Annotated in this window: 12 protein-coding genes; 4 read left to right on the plus strand and 8 right to left on the minus strand. The window is 61.2% G+C overall.

All coding sequences use genetic code 11. The features are described from left to right. Positions 1 to 17: 17 nt before the first annotated feature. Positions 18 to 1,217, minus strand: a complete 1,200-nt coding sequence (locus tag AC4OR5_RS09685) for a PucR family transcriptional regulator (RefSeq protein ID WP_009876420.1) — start codon at positions 1,215 to 1,217, stop codon at positions 18 to 20. Positions 1,218 to 1,510: 293 nt separating this feature from the next. Between AC4OR5_RS09685 and AC4OR5_RS09690 the strand changes: the two genes are divergently transcribed. Then, positions 1,511 to 2,377 (plus strand): phytanoyl-CoA dioxygenase family protein, encoded by an 867-nt coding sequence (locus AC4OR5_RS09690; protein WP_003089190.1) that lies wholly within the window; start codon positions 1,511 to 1,513, stop codon positions 2,375 to 2,377. A gap of 84 nt (positions 2,378 to 2,461) precedes the next feature. Here the strand turns inward: AC4OR5_RS09690 and AC4OR5_RS09695 are convergent, their stop codons facing one another. The 7 genes from AC4OR5_RS09695 to AC4OR5_RS09725 all read right to left on the minus strand — a co-directional run bounded on the left by AC4OR5_RS09695 (position 2,462) and on the right by AC4OR5_RS09725 (position 12,568). Beyond that, positions 2,462 to 3,424: a WD40/YVTN/BNR-like repeat-containing protein gene (locus tag AC4OR5_RS09695; RefSeq protein ID WP_058160461.1), complete on the minus strand. Its 963-nt coding sequence runs from the start codon at positions 3,422 to 3,424 to the stop codon at positions 2,462 to 2,464. Positions 3,425 to 3,434: 10 nt separating this feature from the next. Continuing rightward, complete coding sequence (locus AC4OR5_RS09700) at positions 3,435 to 5,837, minus strand: efflux RND transporter permease subunit (protein ID WP_058160460.1); 2,403 nt, start codon at positions 5,835 to 5,837, stop codon at positions 3,435 to 3,437. An 8-nt stretch (positions 5,838 to 5,845) separates the two neighbouring features. Further along, a complete protein-coding gene (locus tag AC4OR5_RS09705) occupies positions 5,846 to 7,492 on the minus strand; it encodes a DUF1302 domain-containing protein (protein WP_023094036.1) in 1,647 nt (548 codons plus the stop codon). A 23-nt stretch (positions 7,493 to 7,515) separates the two neighbouring features. After that, a complete protein-coding gene (locus AC4OR5_RS09710) occupies positions 7,516 to 8,940 on the minus strand; it encodes a DUF1329 domain-containing protein (protein WP_003089182.1) in 1,425 nt (474 codons plus the stop codon). 553 nt (positions 8,941 to 9,493) lie between these two features. Further along, positions 9,494 to 10,141 carry a hypothetical protein gene (locus AC4OR5_RS09715; RefSeq protein ID WP_015648784.1) on the minus strand — a complete coding sequence of 216 codons (648 nt, stop codon included), beginning with the start codon at positions 10,139 to 10,141 and terminating at the stop codon, positions 9,494 to 9,496. A 110-nt stretch (positions 10,142 to 10,251) separates the two neighbouring features. After that, positions 10,252 to 11,619 (minus strand): NAD(P)/FAD-dependent oxidoreductase, encoded by a 1,368-nt coding sequence (locus AC4OR5_RS09720; RefSeq protein ID WP_023110050.1) that lies wholly within the window; start codon positions 11,617 to 11,619, stop codon positions 10,252 to 10,254. A 61-nt stretch (positions 11,620 to 11,680) separates the two neighbouring features. Further along, positions 11,681 to 12,568, minus strand: a complete 888-nt coding sequence (locus tag AC4OR5_RS09725; RefSeq protein WP_058160459.1) for a phytanoyl-CoA dioxygenase family protein — start codon at positions 12,566 to 12,568, stop codon at positions 11,681 to 11,683. 448 nt (positions 12,569 to 13,016) lie between these two features. Here AC4OR5_RS09725 and AC4OR5_RS09730 point away from each other — a divergent pair, with 448 nt between their 5' ends. The 3 genes from AC4OR5_RS09730 (at position 13,017) to AC4OR5_RS09740 (ending at position 16,362) form a co-directional block, all read left to right on the plus strand. Then, on the plus strand, positions 13,017 to 13,598 hold the full coding sequence (locus tag AC4OR5_RS09730) for a TetR/AcrR family transcriptional regulator (protein WP_031636170.1): 582 nt from the start codon (positions 13,017 to 13,019) through the stop codon (positions 13,596 to 13,598). A 365-nt stretch (positions 13,599 to 13,963) separates the two neighbouring features. Next, entirely contained in the window at positions 13,964 to 15,490 is a 1,527-nt protein-coding gene (locus AC4OR5_RS09735) for a flavin-containing monooxygenase (RefSeq protein WP_016253449.1), read from the plus strand. Next, complete coding sequence (locus AC4OR5_RS09740; RefSeq protein WP_058160458.1) at positions 15,487 to 16,362, plus strand: alpha/beta fold hydrolase; 876 nt, start codon at positions 15,487 to 15,489, stop codon at positions 16,360 to 16,362. Before AC4OR5_RS09735 ends, AC4OR5_RS09740 begins: the two co-directional genes overlap by 4 nt. The last annotated feature ends 12 nt before the right edge of the window (positions 16,363 to 16,374 follow it).

Raw genomic sequence — 16,374 nt, forward strand, 5'->3', positions numbered from 1 at the left:
GCGTTCGGTCTTTATGGTTATTTATCATCATCGATCAGGGGAGTACTCCAGATCACCAGTTCAAGGGCCGCGGCGATCTGAATGCGATGATCGGCAAGCCGGACGGGCAACAGGTCCTGGGCACGCTCCAGCCGGCGCAGCAATGTGTTGCGATGCGTGCCCAGCGCTTCTGCGGTCTGGGTGACATTGCAGCCATTGGCCAGGAAGGCGTGCAGCGAGCGCTGAAGCACCGAAGGCTCCGTCGCCAGCCGCCCCAGGGTGCTCAAGACGAACTGCCTGGCCGCGCGGTCGTCCTGGGTCATCAGCGACACCATCCTCACCTGGTCGATGGTGGCAACGGCGGGTGCGCCCGCCAGGCGGCCCATCAGCCTTTGCGTCGTCAGGGCCTCCAGATGCGAGCGACGGAAGCCATTGACTCCCGTGCCCGGCGAGCCGATTGCCGCGCGAATCCCTGAAAACCGCAGTGCGATGCCTTGCAGCAGGTTCAGGTCCAGCGGTTTCGCCGCATGGCTCCAGACCCACAGGGTCGCGGGGCCGGCGAATACGATCAACGGCGCCGCCGTGCCCGTGAGTTGCGCCAGGGTACGCGCCACATCCTCCAGAAGGCGGATCTCGGCGTCCGGGCTTTCGCACCAGACCAGGCCGGCGTAGTGCTTCTGGAAAAGGCTGTAGCCCAGCCGCCTGCCGAATTGCTCCGTATCCACATCCCTGCCGTCGAGCAGCCGACTGACCAGGCTTCGTTTGTCGATCGGGTCGTCATGGGCCTGGGCGCTCTTTTCTTCCAGGATGATCTGGGTCACCACACGCATGTTGCTGTCGATGAATTCCGAGATGGACCGCGACGAGACCTCCAGGAACTCCTCGAGCACCCTGGGATCCTGCGTCAGGTTGAAGGCCATCTTCATCCATAGCTCCCAGGCGGTGTTCTGTGTCGACCTCGCGACATTCATCAGCAGCTCGGACAGCCCTCTGCGGGCGAGCTCCCTGGCCGTGTCCACCATGTCGGCCGAGACGTAGGGTTGCACCGGTTCTCCGGGGCGCTGCAGATTGGCGTTCGCCCAATGCAGCAACTCTGCGCGGTTGGCGCGCCGGCACGCCGCGAGGATGACCGGGTCCTCCAGCAGCTTGGCATCTTCCGGTGAAGAGAACAGCGCCTGATTGAGGCGCTCGACCCACTCCGGCGGCAGCGCCTGAGCGAGCTCGGCGCCTTTGCGCATGAGTTCACGAACGGCTTCCGATGGGCGTGGCCAGGAGGATGGCGTACTGGTCATGGGCGGTGCAAATCACTCAAAAATCACAGAGGAAATGGTGCAGTTCGTACCTTGGCGCAAGGTTGGGGGAAACCTAGCATGAACTCACTGCCTGAACAAAAAATACAAGGAGGCGCCGTGACGCTCCATGTTCTTTTTTTGGGGTTTAGCGCAGTGGCAAGCGGGCTTGTTCGCCGGTGCCCGTTGCCCGGACAGCGACCCGCCTGCGCCAACCGTTCCTTCAATCCGGAGTTCTTTCAATGTCAGCCTCTCGCGATACCTTCAGCCTGCCCGTCGTAACCCGCTCGACTCCAGCGCAAGAGATTGCACTGCTGAGCGACCAGGCAGGTGCGGTGATCATCCGCAACTTCATGACCCCCGAACAAGTCGCACGGATCAACAACGAACTGGACGCTCCCCTGGCCGCGCTCGAGGCCGGCTCCAAGCACCAGCACGAGCTGATCGCCGAGTTCCATGGCCGCCAGACCAAACGGCTCACCAACCTCGTCACCCACAGCAAGACCTTTCGCGAGGAGATCCTCGATGACGACCTCTTTCACGACCTGGGGAACGTGCTCTACGCCGCGGAGTGCGGTGACTGGTGGCTGACCACGGCCCAGTTGATCGAGATCGGCCCAGGCAACAAAGCGCAAATGCTGCACCGCGACATGGCGCAGTACCAACCGTTCGTGGCCATGAATAAACATGCGCCGCGCACCATCACCAACCTGATGCTGGCGCTGACCGATTTCACCGAGGAAAACGGTGCCACGCGCTTGATCCCCGGGAGCCAGGACTGGGATGACTTCGACGATGTAGGAACCCCAGAAATGACGATCCCTGCCCTGTTGAAAGCAGGAGATGCCGTGCTGTTCGGCGGGAAAGTCGTTCATGGCGGCGGGGCCAACGTGACCGCTGACTTCTACCGTCGCGGGCTGACCATCCCGATGCAGGCTTCGATCATCACGCCTGAAGAGGCCTACCCGTTGATCGTGCCGCTCGAACTGGTCAGAACGCTTGCTCCGCGCGTTCAGAAGATCCTCGGCTTCCGCTCCCAGTACCCCAATGGCAGCCCAGGCCTGTGGCAACATAACTACGCAGACCTGGCCGACTATCTCCAGCTCTAGAAGTCTTCCACGCTGGCCGGCCTGGCCCCGAAGGCGCCAGGCCCAACCGCGTCCCCGGACAAGCAAAGAGGCCGGTGAACACTTTCATTCCTGGCGGGGCATTACTCCGCGACGTGAAAACAGCAGCGGCGTGCCGTCGGCGTTGAACAGCGCCGCCGTCAGCGAAAGGCCGTCAGCCGACGGTGCTTCCTGGAAACTGTTTCCACCATCCCTGCTCCGTACCTTCAGTCCGTCAAGCCCGACCGCCAATACCCGAGCGCCAGCCACTGCTATGGATGTGACTGAGCCCTTGCCTTGCGTTGGCACTCTGCGAAAAGCCTTGCCATCGGCAGAGCCCTGCAACAGGGTGCCACGCTGACCACCCAGCAGCAGACGCCCATCGGCCAGCACCGCGCCAGACCACAGGGTACCCTCATAGCCGGTATCCAGGTAACGCCAGTTCTTCCCCTGGTCGTCGGAGCGCAGCACCTGCCCATGCTCGGCCGTGGCGTACAGGCTGCCGTGGTTGTCGGCAAACAGCCCCATCAGGTTGAGGTCGGCCCGCTTGGCTCCTGGAGGCGCTTGCAACGGCTGCTCCGTCCATGTCTTGCCGCCATCTTCGGTGGTCAGCACCAACGACCAGAGCCCTACCGCAACGCCCTGCCGGGCATCGAAAAAGTGCACGGCGAACAGCGGCCGGTCTTCTTCGCTCGACAGGCGCTGGACTTGCCAGGATTCCCCGCCGTCGGCGGTGGACAGGATCGCGCCCCAGTGACCCACCGCCCAGCCGTGCCTGGCATCCACGAAGGACACACCCGTCAATGGCGTGGATAGTGGGACCGAGCGTGCCTGGCGCCACTGCCTGCCCTGGTCGTCGGACAACAACACGACACCGTGGTCGCCCACGGCAACCACCCGCTCTCCGGCCCAGCCGGCGGCCAGCATGGTGGCCTGCGTGGCATTGCCCGCCTGCACGGCCGGCACGGCCTGCAACGGCGCGGCCTGGAGAGACATCAGCGGCAATCCTGCTGCGAGCAAGGCCGCGGTGAGTGAAACCCTGAACTTCATGCTTCTCTCCTCAGTGCACCAGCGCGCCGATCATGCGCACGGGACGTTTGCGCGGGAACGCCCGCTCCAGCCACACGGCGAAGGCCGGCAGCACGGTCATGGCCATGACCATGTTGACGATGAACATGAAGGCCAGCAGCTTGCCCATGTCGGCCTGGAACTTGAGCTCCGAGAAGGCCCAGGTGGCCACGCCAACGGCCAGGGTGATGGCGGTGAAAATGGTGGCGACGCCCACCTCGAGCAGCGCGTACTCCACCGCCTTGGTGATCGTCTGGCCATGGGCCAGGTGCAGTTGCAGGCGGTTGTAGATGTAGAAGGCGTAATCGACGCCAATGCCCACTGCCAGCACCATCACCGGCAAGGTGGCGATGGTCAGGCCGATCTGCAGCTCCTTCATGAACCAGTAGCCAATGAAGGTGCCGATGGTCAGCGGCAGGCAACACACCAGGACCGCCCGCAAGTCGCGATAGGCCACGAACACCAGCAACGCGATGGCGGCATAGACGTAAAGCAGCATGGGGGTCTCGCTCTTCTCCACCTCTTCGTTGATCGCTGCCAGGACGCCGGCGTTGCCGGAGGCGAGGCGGATCGAAATGCCTGACATCGGATACTCGCTGCGGAAGGCCTTGGCGGCGTCCACCACTCGGTTGATGGTCGTGGCCTTGTGATCGGCCAGGTACAGGTGCACGGCCGACATGCTGCAATCGATGCGCATCAGCCCGGGGGTTCGCGCAACCTCGGTGGCCAGCGCGGCGTAGTTCATCGGGTCGATGGGCACCGTCGCCATCTTCGGGTTGCCTTCGTTGTAGCCCTCGTTGAACTGACGCATGGTGGTGGAGAAGGACGCGACCGAGAGGACGCCGGGCACCCCCTGCATGGCCCACACGAAACGATCCTGGTACTGGCCCAGGGCGACATCCTCGCAGGCCACCTCGGAAGGAGCCTTGTCGACTTCGAACACCACGCTGAGCCAGTCCAGGCCAATGTCGTAGTTGCTGGCGATGGAGACCGCGTCGCGATTGAAGCGCGAGTCCTCGCGCAACTCCGGCGCACCCGCCTGCAGCGTGCCGACGACGCGGTCATGGCTTTGCCAGATCGCCGCCAGGAACACCGCCAAGGCCGCGCCGAGCACCCACTGCGCCTTGCGTGGCTCGGCGAGCCGGGCCAGGCCCCGCAGCCAACGGCTGCGACGCTGCCGGGAAACCTCCTGGGCGGCTGCGTACTTGTCGTCGACGCGCAGCAACGACGCCATCAACGGCAGCATCACCAGGTTGGTGACGATCTTGTAGGCCACGCCAAGCGAAGCCGTGATCGCCAGTTCCCGCACCATCGGGATCGGGATCAACAGCAGCGTCACGAAGGAAACCAGCGCGGTCACCAGCGCCAGCGTCCCGGGAACCAGCAACCCGGTGAAGCTCGAGCGTGCCGCCTCTTCGGCGCTCTTGCCGATGGCGATCTCGCGCACGATGAAGTTGATTTGCTGCACCCCATGGGAAACCCCGATGGCGAACACCAGGAAGGGCACCAGCACTGCCAGCGGATCGAGCCCGTAGCCCAACAGGCGCAAGCTGCCGAACTGCCAGACCAGCGAGGCCAGCGAACAGACCAACGCCAGCAAGGTGAAACGCAGCGAGTGGCAATACCAGTACACCGCCCCCGCCGTCAGCAGCAACGCCAACAAACAGAACTCCAGCACGGCTGAAGCTCCGTCGGCGATGTCGCCGATCTGCTTGGCGAAACCGATGATCTGGATTTCGAAATCGCCGTCTTCGAAGCGCTGGCGGATCTCTTTCTCCAGCCGATGGTTGAAGGTTACGTAGTCCAGATGGGCGCCCTGGCTATCGTACTCGTTGAGTTCCACCGTGATCATCGCGCTGCTCTGGTCCCGGGAAACCAGCGTACCGATGAAGCCGCCCTGGGCAGTGGAATTGGCGATCTTCGCGATGATCCGGTCATCCAGGTGCTCGGGAGAAACCGTTCCGGGTACCAGCGGATCAGCACGAAAACCTTCCTCGGTGATTTCGTTGACGAAGGCGTTGGGCGTCCACAGGGAGCGCACGCTGCTGCGCGATACTCCGGGGAGGAAGGTCACCGCCTGGGTGACGTCATACAGCCGCTTCAGGCCCGGGGCGCTCCAGATATCGCCCTCTCGGGCCTTGACCACGATGGTCAGTCGGTTCGCCCCCAGCAGGTCATTGCGGTAGGCCTCGAATGTCTCGATGTATTCGTGGCCTACCGGCAATTGCTTTTCGAAGCCGGCATCCATGCGCAGCTGTACGGCGAACCAGCCCATGATCAGCGTGAATACCGCCAGGCTCGCCAGCACCAGCCGGCGATGCCTGAACAACACACCTTCGACATATGACAACAGGCCACGTGTCGGGGCCTCAGGTAGCTTTACAGAACCGTTCAAGGCAAGCCTCACAAGGTGCGGGAGATCGCGATGCCGACATAATCGCGGTCACGATAAAGCTGGTCGTAGGGCGTCTCACCGCCCATGAACTTCGCGTAGTTGAGGGAAATCTGCCAACTGGCCGGGTTCCGCACGAAGTTCAGGTACAGGTTCATGCTGCTCGCGTCCTTGGTGAAGGTTGCGCTGAGGTTCGGTGTCCGTCCTCCCAGCGACCGTGCATAGAAGACGCCCGGCGTGACCTGCCAGCCCGGCAACAAGGTGCCGTCATAGGTCAGGCTGAAGTCCAGGTTGATCCCTGAAGAGGTCTTGTCGCCACGGGACTTCGGCGCTCTGGCAGGATCCAGCTGCCAGGCATTGAGCCCCGCGGCGAGCGGTTCGCCATTGACCTCGTCATGCAGCCCCGGGTACTTGATGACCACCAGTTCGGTCAGCAAGCTGCCCGTGCTGGCCCCGCTGAAATCCAGAAGCGTCGGGGAATTGGACGGCGTGAAGCTGTACAGGCCGGTCAGGTGCCACTGGAATTTCTTCTCGTCCTTCCAGCATTTGCCGCCGTTGCCGGTACACAGGTCGATGACCGGGTTGAGCATGACCGAGTCCTTCGGCCGGTACGACAGCTCCGTACCGACGGCCCAGTCACCGATCGGCATGTTGGCACTGATGCCGTACATCATCCGGTCTTCCTGGTACTCCCAGGTCGGTGCCGCCGCGAAGGTGTTCGGGTCGAGAATGGCGACACGCAACGATGGCAACTTGTCGTGATAACGCATCACGTAGAAGCCATAGGCGACGTCGCTGTCCTCCGGCTGCCAGCGCAGCGAAAGGCCCCACTGGCCGCTGTCACGGGCGTCCTTTTCGGAGAATCCGTAGTCCCCCCTGCCCTCACCCAGCGCGTTGGTGGTGGACCAGTAGCTGCCCACCGGCGGCAATTCGCTCTTGTTCCAGCGGAATTGATAGTAGGCCTCGACGTTGACACCCGAGCCCAGGCCCGACGCGACACTGAGCATCGGCGCCGGCAGCACGGCCTCCTTGAGCTGCACGCCGGGGCGCGCCAAGGCCTGGTAATCGTAGGCGTTGGTATTGTTGATGCCACCGGCCACGAACAGGCTTTCGCCCCAGTTGATCACCTGGTTGCCCAGGCGTGCGCGGACCCGCTGCCCGCCCACGTCGAAGCCTTTGCTCACCCACAGGTCCAGCAGGCGGGCCTTGAACGCGAGGTCGTCGCGGGCGTCGTCGCTCAGCCCGTTGCTGCCGACGCTCTCCGGGGTGTTGAACGACAGCGTGCCGGTGGTATCGGTGGCAGCGAAGTCGCGGATCCAGGTGCCGCGCGCCATGAAGGTGATGTCCTCGGGCATCTTCAGCAACAGCTCATGGGTGCCCTTGAGGTAGTTGGTGAACATGTCGCCGCGGTCGTAGTTCAGGTCGCCCTGGTCGGCCACGCCGGAGCTCTGCGCCAGGCAGCCGGAGGGCGCGTTGTGCCCGGTCGGTCCCTGGTTGATCAGGTTGCAGCCCCGTGACTCGGTACGCAGACCCATGCCTGCGGTGATCGTGGAGTCGAAGGAGCCATTGAGGGTTTCGGTTTCGAACGTGAATCCCATTGCCAGTGGGGTTGTGCACGCGATGACAAGGCCTGAGGCTTTCGTAATTATTTTTTTCATGCTGGCTCTCGATCTGACGTCGGTTAGCGCTCGCTGATGGCTCGCAGATTGTCGGAGGTGAAGAAGTCACGCTTCAGTCGGGGGGAGCCGTTGTCTTCGGTGAGCCAGCGAATATCGTTCTTGCCCGCCCCGATCGAGGTCATGTCGAAGAGGTAGCGGCCATCCGCCAGGTTGTACTGGACCTGGGCCTGGACGTCGCAGGCGCCTGTCTCGTACACGGGAATCGAGAACCCTTCGCGCACTTTCCAGATCTGCCCTTGCTTGTCGTAGTCCACCGCCAGCAACGGGTTCCAGCTGTCCTCGTCGATGTAGAACATGCGCTTCGGCGCCTGATGGCGCATGCCTTGACGGACATTGGCCTCGACGACCCAGACCCGATGCAGCTCATAGCGACGCGACTGCGGCGCGATCGAGTCGTTGCCGGCAAACGTCTCCACCTTGGCGCCAGTGTCGTAGGCACCGAAATCGTTGTAAGGCACCAGCAACTCCTGCTTGCCGATCAGCTTCCAGTCGAAACGGTCCATGGTGCCGAAGAAGACGTTCGCCTCGTCGACGGTGTACTGGTTATCCAGGCCGATCTGTGGCGCATCGTAGGAGTACGACGGCATTCGCCGCACGCGGCGCTGGCCGGGGAAGTAGTAGAAGGTCGTGGCCTGTTCGCCGGCCACGGCAGTCTGTACCGCGGACTGGCCGGCCAGAGCAGCCGGCTCGAGGTAGTTGAAGAAGGTCGCATTCTCCAGGCGGCCAACTGACGAGAAGAGCGCACTCCCCTTTTTCCCCCAGGGCGTGAAGAAGAAGGTATCTGTCGACTGACGTAACCATTCCCCCCCTTTGCGTGGAGAAATTCCGGAAATGGTCCGGGGAATTTCGACGCCAACGCCGCGGTAGCGCATCTTCATGTTCCACATCACCTCGGCACCGGTACTCGGCATGGGGAACGGGATGCCCGGAACGTGAGCCTCGTCCAGAGCGAGGCCGGCAGCATCGAGCTTGGCGAAACCAACGTTCTGCCGGGTGTTCTCGACCACGAAGTCCGGAGCGCTACAGGTCCGACGGGTCGGATACACATCCATGCGATAGCCGGGAATCCTCTTGAACAGCTCGACCTGTCCGGGGGACAGCTTGCTCGAGTGTTGCGCGAGATTGTTCGCGTCGATGCTGTAGAGCGGCTTGTCGCCCTTGAACTTCCAGTGCTCTCCTCGCACCTGGCCGTAGCTCCATCCCTCGTCCTGCTGTCCAGGCTGCGTCCAGGCAGGAATATCCCCGCTTGCACTCGCTGCGATCTCCCCGCCCAAGGGGGTCAGTTTCGACCCCAGCGCCTCGGGGCCCTGGGGCGCAGCCTGGACCGAACAGAGCACGGTCGATACCGCGAGGGTCATGAACAACTGCTGTTGGAAAACACGACGGGTGGGCGCTTCACCTTCCAGCCGTTCAGTTACATCTTTCATTGGATGGCTCCTCACACAGGGCATGGACCGGTTGCTCGACCTCCCAAGGGGAAGAAGTCGGCTCCTGTCGATAATGATCATTTGACCTGATCAATTGACCATGTCGGACGATCATGAGGCAAACCATATGCCAGTTCTCTTTCATGTTTTTTTAATTGTTATAAATCAGGCGGTTATGGAAAAAGTTCTGTTCCAGGCCCAGTGCCCTGTGCACCACCTTGGGAAGTAAAGAAACATGTGTTACCTGGAGATGCTTGGTAACAGGGCACAAGAGAGCTTGAGGGGAACTTTCGTAGATATCGGCTCGGGCATTTTCAATTGTCGTTTCGCCTCGAGTCAGAGGGAGCGATCGGATATGACCGGTCATGAATCGAGCAACTTTATCCGACAATGCACGCTCCGCGGCGGAGCGGGACTATAGCGGATGTAATGCCTGCAAAAAAACCGCCCCGAAGGGCGGTAAAAGGCAGGGCCAGGGCCTGCCATGGAGTTACAGCAGAACAGTTCTGCCAAGTTATCGGGTCAGAAAGAAAAACTTGTCGCGCCGTATTGTTTAGCGTGGACGAGGAAACGCTTGGCCGTATACCTTGTTCGAACGCTCCAGCGCACCATAGGCATAGTACAACTGCACCATGGAATAGGACCAAGCCAGGAAGGCCATGGTCATGAAGACCATCTTCGTGTCGTCTCCCGGAATCGGGAAGAAGTCATACCTGAGCGCTACTACCAGGCCCGCCAGCCCGCCAACGATGGTGGCCAGAGTATGGAGGGCTTCGCCTGCACGGGCCAGTTGCAAGGTGAAGTAGCAAAGATACAAGGTATAGGCTGACCACATGAATACATAGAAATAAGGGAGGAATCCCTCGATGATTCCAGACAGGAAATAGACGCCGGTAGCGGCAAAGCCAGCTACAAAAATGAGGATGTCCTTGGCGGGCGACGGTTTGTAATCGTGGGTAACTGCCATTAGCCCGAGCGTAGCGATAACTGGCACTCCCACCCCTCGCGAAAAGGCGTCGAGAAAGATCGCGATGTTGTAGTTGGCTTGCCAGCCGGTGGCTATGAATGTAGTGAAGTTCGATGCCGAGATACCTACGATCAAGAACTCCAGACCAAGCAAATAGTTTTTCCGCCTGATGAATGCAGCGCCATAAAACAATCCGGAAATCACCAGGAGAATACATGAGAGCAGAGCGAACAAGTCTCTCGGTTCCACGTTAGCTGCCCCTTCAGATAGAGTTGTATCGATGCCTTGTGTCTAATCGGTGCAAGGGAGCACGGGCATATCCCCATTAACTCCCCGCATCGTTATCAGCCGTTCAAGGCTTTGTCTTTGCGCACTTTCTTGTCGGTCCATGCATCCAGTAGCCTGGCGGCCGCAAAGGCCGACTTTATGGCGCACCATTGAAGTGGCTCGGGTAGCATGGATGGCGTCTTGTGTTCCAGCGCCGCTAGCAGCGGAGGCTCTCCACCGCCGATTCGCTCGGCGAAAAGCGCGCCCATGAGCGATTGAGTGGCAAGGCCATGCCCTGAACATCCCGCCGTATAGAAGATGTTCTGCCTGGCCCCTGTCACCCCGACCACGGGGAGGAAGTCGTAGGCCCCGCTGATATACCCGCTCCAGCAATGCCGAATGGCAAGGCCCTGCAAGGAAGGGAAACGCTCGCGCAACACTCTCGACAACGCGGCGTAGGCGGCGTGGTCCGGAACATTGGGTGTCTTCGAGCCGTAGGCATAACCCAATTGCTTCACGGTCAGCAGCAGGGTGTCATGGGCCGTCAGGCGATGACTTTCCATGGTGTAGTGCGGCGTAATGAGGCCTTCACGCTCTTGCCAACCCAGGGACGCCAGTTGCTCCGCCGATAGCGGCTGGGTTTCGATTGCCGAAACCCGGATCGGTGCAACCTTGTTGCGTAGCACTCCCAGCTGAGGCGTGTAGGCGTTGGTCGCCAGAACCATTACAGGGGCGGTGGCGATACCCTGGGCCGTATTGCAGGTAATCACCTGTCCTTCACAGTAGGAAAGCACCGGCGTGCGTTCGTACAATTTCACGCCAGCCTTGATTGCCGCACGACGCAGGCCGTTGACGTACTTTCCCGGATTCAAGGTGCCGCCACGCTGCTCGCTGCCAAACAGGAATGCGGGCGGTATGCCTCGCGCGCGCATCTCGGCGCTATCCACGAAGCGAGTGACAGAGCCCAGCGCGTGGCCAAGCTCCATGTTCGCTCGCAGTCGCTTTTCCTGGCTGGGATGGACGGCGGCCCGGATGATTCCCGAGGGCGTGTAATCGCAATCGATGTCCAGCGCAGCCAAACGCTCTTCCACGTAAGTGACGGCCTCGTCATAGAAACCGACGAACTTACGTGCCTGCTCAAGCCCCACTCGCTTGACGAAGACCTCGCATTCTATGCCCATGCTGCCGAGCAGATACCCGGCATTGCGCCCGCTGGCCCCGAAGCCTGCGAACTGCTGTTCCAGAACGATGACGTTCGCTCCACGCGCCCTTAGTTCCAGCGCCGTTGACAGGCCGGCGAACCCGGCGCCGACCACGACTACGTCTGCGTGCTCGTGGCCTGTCAGCGCCGGCTGCAGGTCGTCTGGCTGCTCCACCCATCCGCCAAGGCTGCGGAATCTCATGGGTTCGGCATTGTTGCGTGCCGCTCCGTTGAAGGCATTCATTCACATCACTCCCGGGTTGCCGGACGTTGTTCCTCTCATGGGCCGATCCATGGCAGTGCCGCTAGAACCCCTTCCCTGCCTCGGAAAAGGAGGGCATGCCCAGCAGCTCTTGCGGGTCACGCATCTGACCATCGATCTCCACCCATCCCAGTAGCGTGGAACTGGCACTCCACCCCAGCAGACGCTGCATTTGCGCGGGGAGTTGCCGAACGCGCTCGACGGGTATGGAAAGGAAGTGGTTTTCTTCCAGGCGCAGGAAGGCCAGGTCGTAGGCCATGGTCAGGCCTGTGCGAGGAGCGTCGGATCTGTTGGCGCCACCGCCGTGATATACCGATCCCAACCAGAGAAGCGCAGTGCCTGCCTTCATTTCCGCGCCGATGGTTTCTTCCTGGGTGGGCATCCGTTCGTCATCCCATTGATGACTGCCAGGAATGACCCGCGTCGCGCCGTTCTCTTCGGTGAAGTCGGTAATCGCCAGCATGAGCTGCAAGCGAGCCTCGCGACCATACTGCGGATGCCGCCAGAGCGAAGTGGCATCGTCGCGATGCAGGGGTTGAAGACCTTGTCCAGGCCCGATCTGTATGGCCTGGGTCATGCTCAGTTGGATATCGGGCGTGATCTCGACCCGATCGTTCCCTACCCAGACATGGGTGGGAGTCTGCAATACCTGCTTTGCCGTCTCGAGGAACAGGGGGGTCAGTGCCACTTCCACGGCGGAGTCGCTTTTCGCCAGGATCCGCGCGGTACGTCGAGTCTGGGTGCCGGCGAAGTAAGGGTCCATGCCGCAGGGGGTAACGCCCAGATAGCTGTCCAGGTCCTCGGTAAGAGACTTCAAGGTTTCTTCCGAGACGAAGTTGGAAATAGCGACAGCGCCATCACGCCTGATGATTTCCACTACCTGCTCGATCGGGGTGTCGCAGCTGACTGTCGTCAATCTTCGCGTACTCATCTGATGCCTACCTGTGTCGTGTTGTCATTGTTCTGCAGGGCCTCCGCAATCAGCCTCAGCCCATGAGCGTTCACTCTCATGCGGTCAGACCGCCCTCTCCTTGCGCCTGGCGCGGAAAGGAGGTTTGATCATACGACATGATCATGTGATCAAGTCAAACGATTAATAATTCTGCGTGGCATCTCGGCGCTCAGGAAAGGCCTGCCGAATCAAGATGCGGCTCTACGCGGGTTCGCGCTGGCGATAGCGGATTGCCCAGGCTCGATCCTGTTCCGCTTCGGCTACGCATCGCCTGCGGTCGGAGCGAAACATCTGGAGAGACAAAGGGTCGCTGCCTTGGTCTTCAGGCGTGTCGACTCATGGATTGGAGAACGGCCATGCGTTAGCATTCGTCCCGGTCGACAGCGGACCAGTCGCCTGGCGGCAACACCGAAGAAGGAGAAGCTGAATGGCTCGAGTGGGCGCCGAAGTGCGCAGGCAAGACTTTATTGAGGCCGCCGTGAAGGTGATCGCGGAATATGGTGTGGCGAATGCCACTACCCGTCGCATCGCGGCCGCGGCGAATTCTCCATTGGCCTCCCTGCACTATGTCTTCCACACCAAGGACGAATTGTTCGACGCGGTCTATGAATCCCTGATAGACACGCCACAGCAGTCCTTGCTGCACGTTACGGCGGGAGCCACGGCGGCAGACTCGGTAGCAGAGATATTGCGCCAGTTGGTCGGGTGGTTCACCACGCATCCGCAACTGGCGACTACGCAGTTCGAGCTGTTTTTCTGGAATCTGCGTAACAACCCCGCGATGGCGAGCAAGATCTACACCGACTCCATCGAAGCGACGAAGCAGGCCATCGAACAGGTCGCTGGCTCGGTGCTGGACCAGGAAGCGCTGGCCACTGTCAGTCGCTTGCTCATCAACCTGTTCGATGGCTTGCTTCTCGCCTGGTCCGCCCATGGTGACCAGGAGCGGCTGAATGCCGAGACCGAAGCCGCCTGCCAGGCTGTGAAGCTGTTGGTGGCCAGCTTCTGATCTTTTCGAAGGCGCATCTCTAGAGAGGGGCATGGGGACACGGTTCGCCGTGCCCCTGCTCTTCGGGCCTCTTGCCAGTGCAGGTGCGACGCCTCTTCTAGCTCTCCTCTCCCCGCCTCCAGCGGAATCCTGGGCGGCCACCTCGCCCGGTCTCCTCCTCGTAATCCTGCAAGCTGACTGTGCGCTTCTCGTCCATGGATCAGGCCTTCCGCCATGGCCTGGTGTGGCACCTAGGTGCAAATAAACCCAAACCGATGGAAACCTGGTGCATTTCGCACCTTGTACCAGCAACTCGCTCGCGTCTATTCTGGTCAAACGATCAAGTCAAAAGATCAAGTCTCTATAACACAACAATAGGAGGCGACATGTCCTCTCACACTGCTCTTCCAATTGAGCCGCTCGACGTTCTGATCATAGGAGCCGGTGTGTCTGGCATCGGCGCTGCGGCTTACCTTCGACGTCACCAACCGAACAAGGTGTTTGCGATTCTCGAGTCCCGGGAGCGAATGGGCGGCACCTGGGACCTGTTCCGCTATCCCGGCATACGCTCCGACTCCGACCTGTACACCTTCGGCTTCGACTTCAAGCCTTGGACCAAGGCGAAATCTCTGGCGGATGCCGCCGACATTCTCGAATACCTGCGAGAAGCCGTCGCTGAATACCAGTTGGACCCCTTCATCCAGTACCGGCAGAAAGTGGTCTCGGCGAATTGGCAGAGCGACAAAGGGCTGTGGGCAGTATGCGTCGAGGACGGCCACACGGCAGAAACCCGCACCATCGAATGCCGCTGGCTGTTCAGCGCAGGCGGTTACTACCGTTATGACCAAGGCTTCAGCCCACGCTTCGAGGGCGCGGAGCAGTTCAAGGGGCAAATCATCCACCCGCAACACTGGCCCGAGCGCTTGGACTATCGGGGCAAGCATGTGGTGGTCATCGGCAGCGGCGCAACGGCGGTGACCCTGATTCCCGCCATGGCCGACGAGGTCGCCAGCATCACCATGTTGCAGCGGACGCCCTCCTATATCGTCAACCAGCCCGCCAACGATTCCGTTGCCGCTTTTCTTCGCAAGATTCTGCCGGCGCAAACCGCCTACTCACTGACGCGCTACAAGAATGCCAAGATCACCCTGGTCTTCTGGCGATTCTGCCAGCGCTTCCCCGGGCTCGCCCGCAAGCTGCTCATATGGCTGACCCGTAGAGAATTACCGAAGGGCTATCCGGTCGACGTTCATTTCAACCCGCCCTACAAGCCCTGGGACCAACGCTTGTGCTCGGTTCCCGAAGGCGATCTTTTCAAGGCCATCAGTGCAGGTAAAGCCTCGGTCGTTACCGACCATATCGAGCGCTTTACCGAGTCCGGTGTCTTGCTCAAGTCCGGCACGGAACTGAAGGCCGATATCATCATCACGGCCACCGGTCTGAACGTGCAGTTGTTCGGCGGTATCGCCCTGCACAAGGATGGCGAGCCGGTAGTGTTGAGCCAGACGCTGGCGTACAAGGGCACGATGCTTTCCGGCGTACCCAATTTTGCCTTTGCGGTGGGCTATACCAACTCATCCTGGACGCTGAAAGTATGCCTGCTGTGCGACCACTTCTGTCGCTTGCTGGGCTTCATGGACAGCCAGGGCCATAACGTCTGCGAGCCGAAGGCGCCGGATGGTGTCGAAACCCGTCCCCTGCTGGATTTCGGGGCCGGATATGTCCAGCGGGCATTGGATAGCATGCCGCGCCAGGGGCCTCGTGAGCCCTGGGTGATGTCGATGGATTACTTCCGTGACATCAAGCTTTTGCGCCGAGGGAAGGTCGCCGACGAATGCCTCCGGTTCAGCACGGTGCCTGACGCCTACCTGCACAGAAGCGTGGCGCTTCAGACTCAGGGCGGCGGGCGATGACTGCGGATCGGTTCTGCGAGCTACCGGGCAAGCGTAGCCTCTGCTATCGCAGCCACGGTCCGGAAACCGTGCCTGCGGTCATCCTCATCGTCGGCCTGGGGCTGCAATTGATCTACTGGCCTGAAGCGCTCATCGCCGGCCTGGTCGAGCGGGGCCTGCGCGTGATCACGCTGGACAACCGTGACTCGGGCAGGTCTTTCTTCACCGAGGTTACCCCGCCCACGACCCTGCAACAGTTCTTCCGTAAACCGACTGCGGGGTATGACCTGGGCGACATGGCCGACGATGTGATCGGCCTCATGGATGGCCTGCGCCTGGGTGCGGCGCACGTCGTAGGGATGTCGATGGGCGGCATGATCGCCCAGACACTTGCCGCTCGTTATCCGCAGCGAGTCATGAGCCTGGCGTCCATCTTCTCGACGACAGGATCGCTGCGAGTAGGCCAGCCAGCGTTCAAGACCATCTTGCAGCTTCTCCGGCGCCCTCCCCGGAACCAGCAGGAGAGCGTTCGCGACTATGTGGAGATCATGCGTTCCGTCGGTACGACGCTGGAATGGGACGAGCAGGCCCATCGCGACTACGCCATGCAAGCCTGGGAACGAGGCGGCGGGGAAGCGAGCAACCTCGGGATGGCGAGGCAGATCGGCGCCATCATCAACTCGGGCGACCGAACGCAGGAACTCCAGCGAATTCGCTGCAACACGCTGGTCATCCATGCTGAGAAAGACCTCATGGTCGCCACCAGCGGAGGCTTCGCCACGGCGGCGGCCATTCCCAGGGCACGCTTGGTGCTGTTGCCGGGAATGGGGCATGACTTCCCCGCCTGCCTGACAGGAACGCTGCTCTCCCTGCTCGCAGGCCAAATGCATTAGGACGGAACATCC

The organism is Pseudomonas sp. YA1, assembly GCF_058680555.1.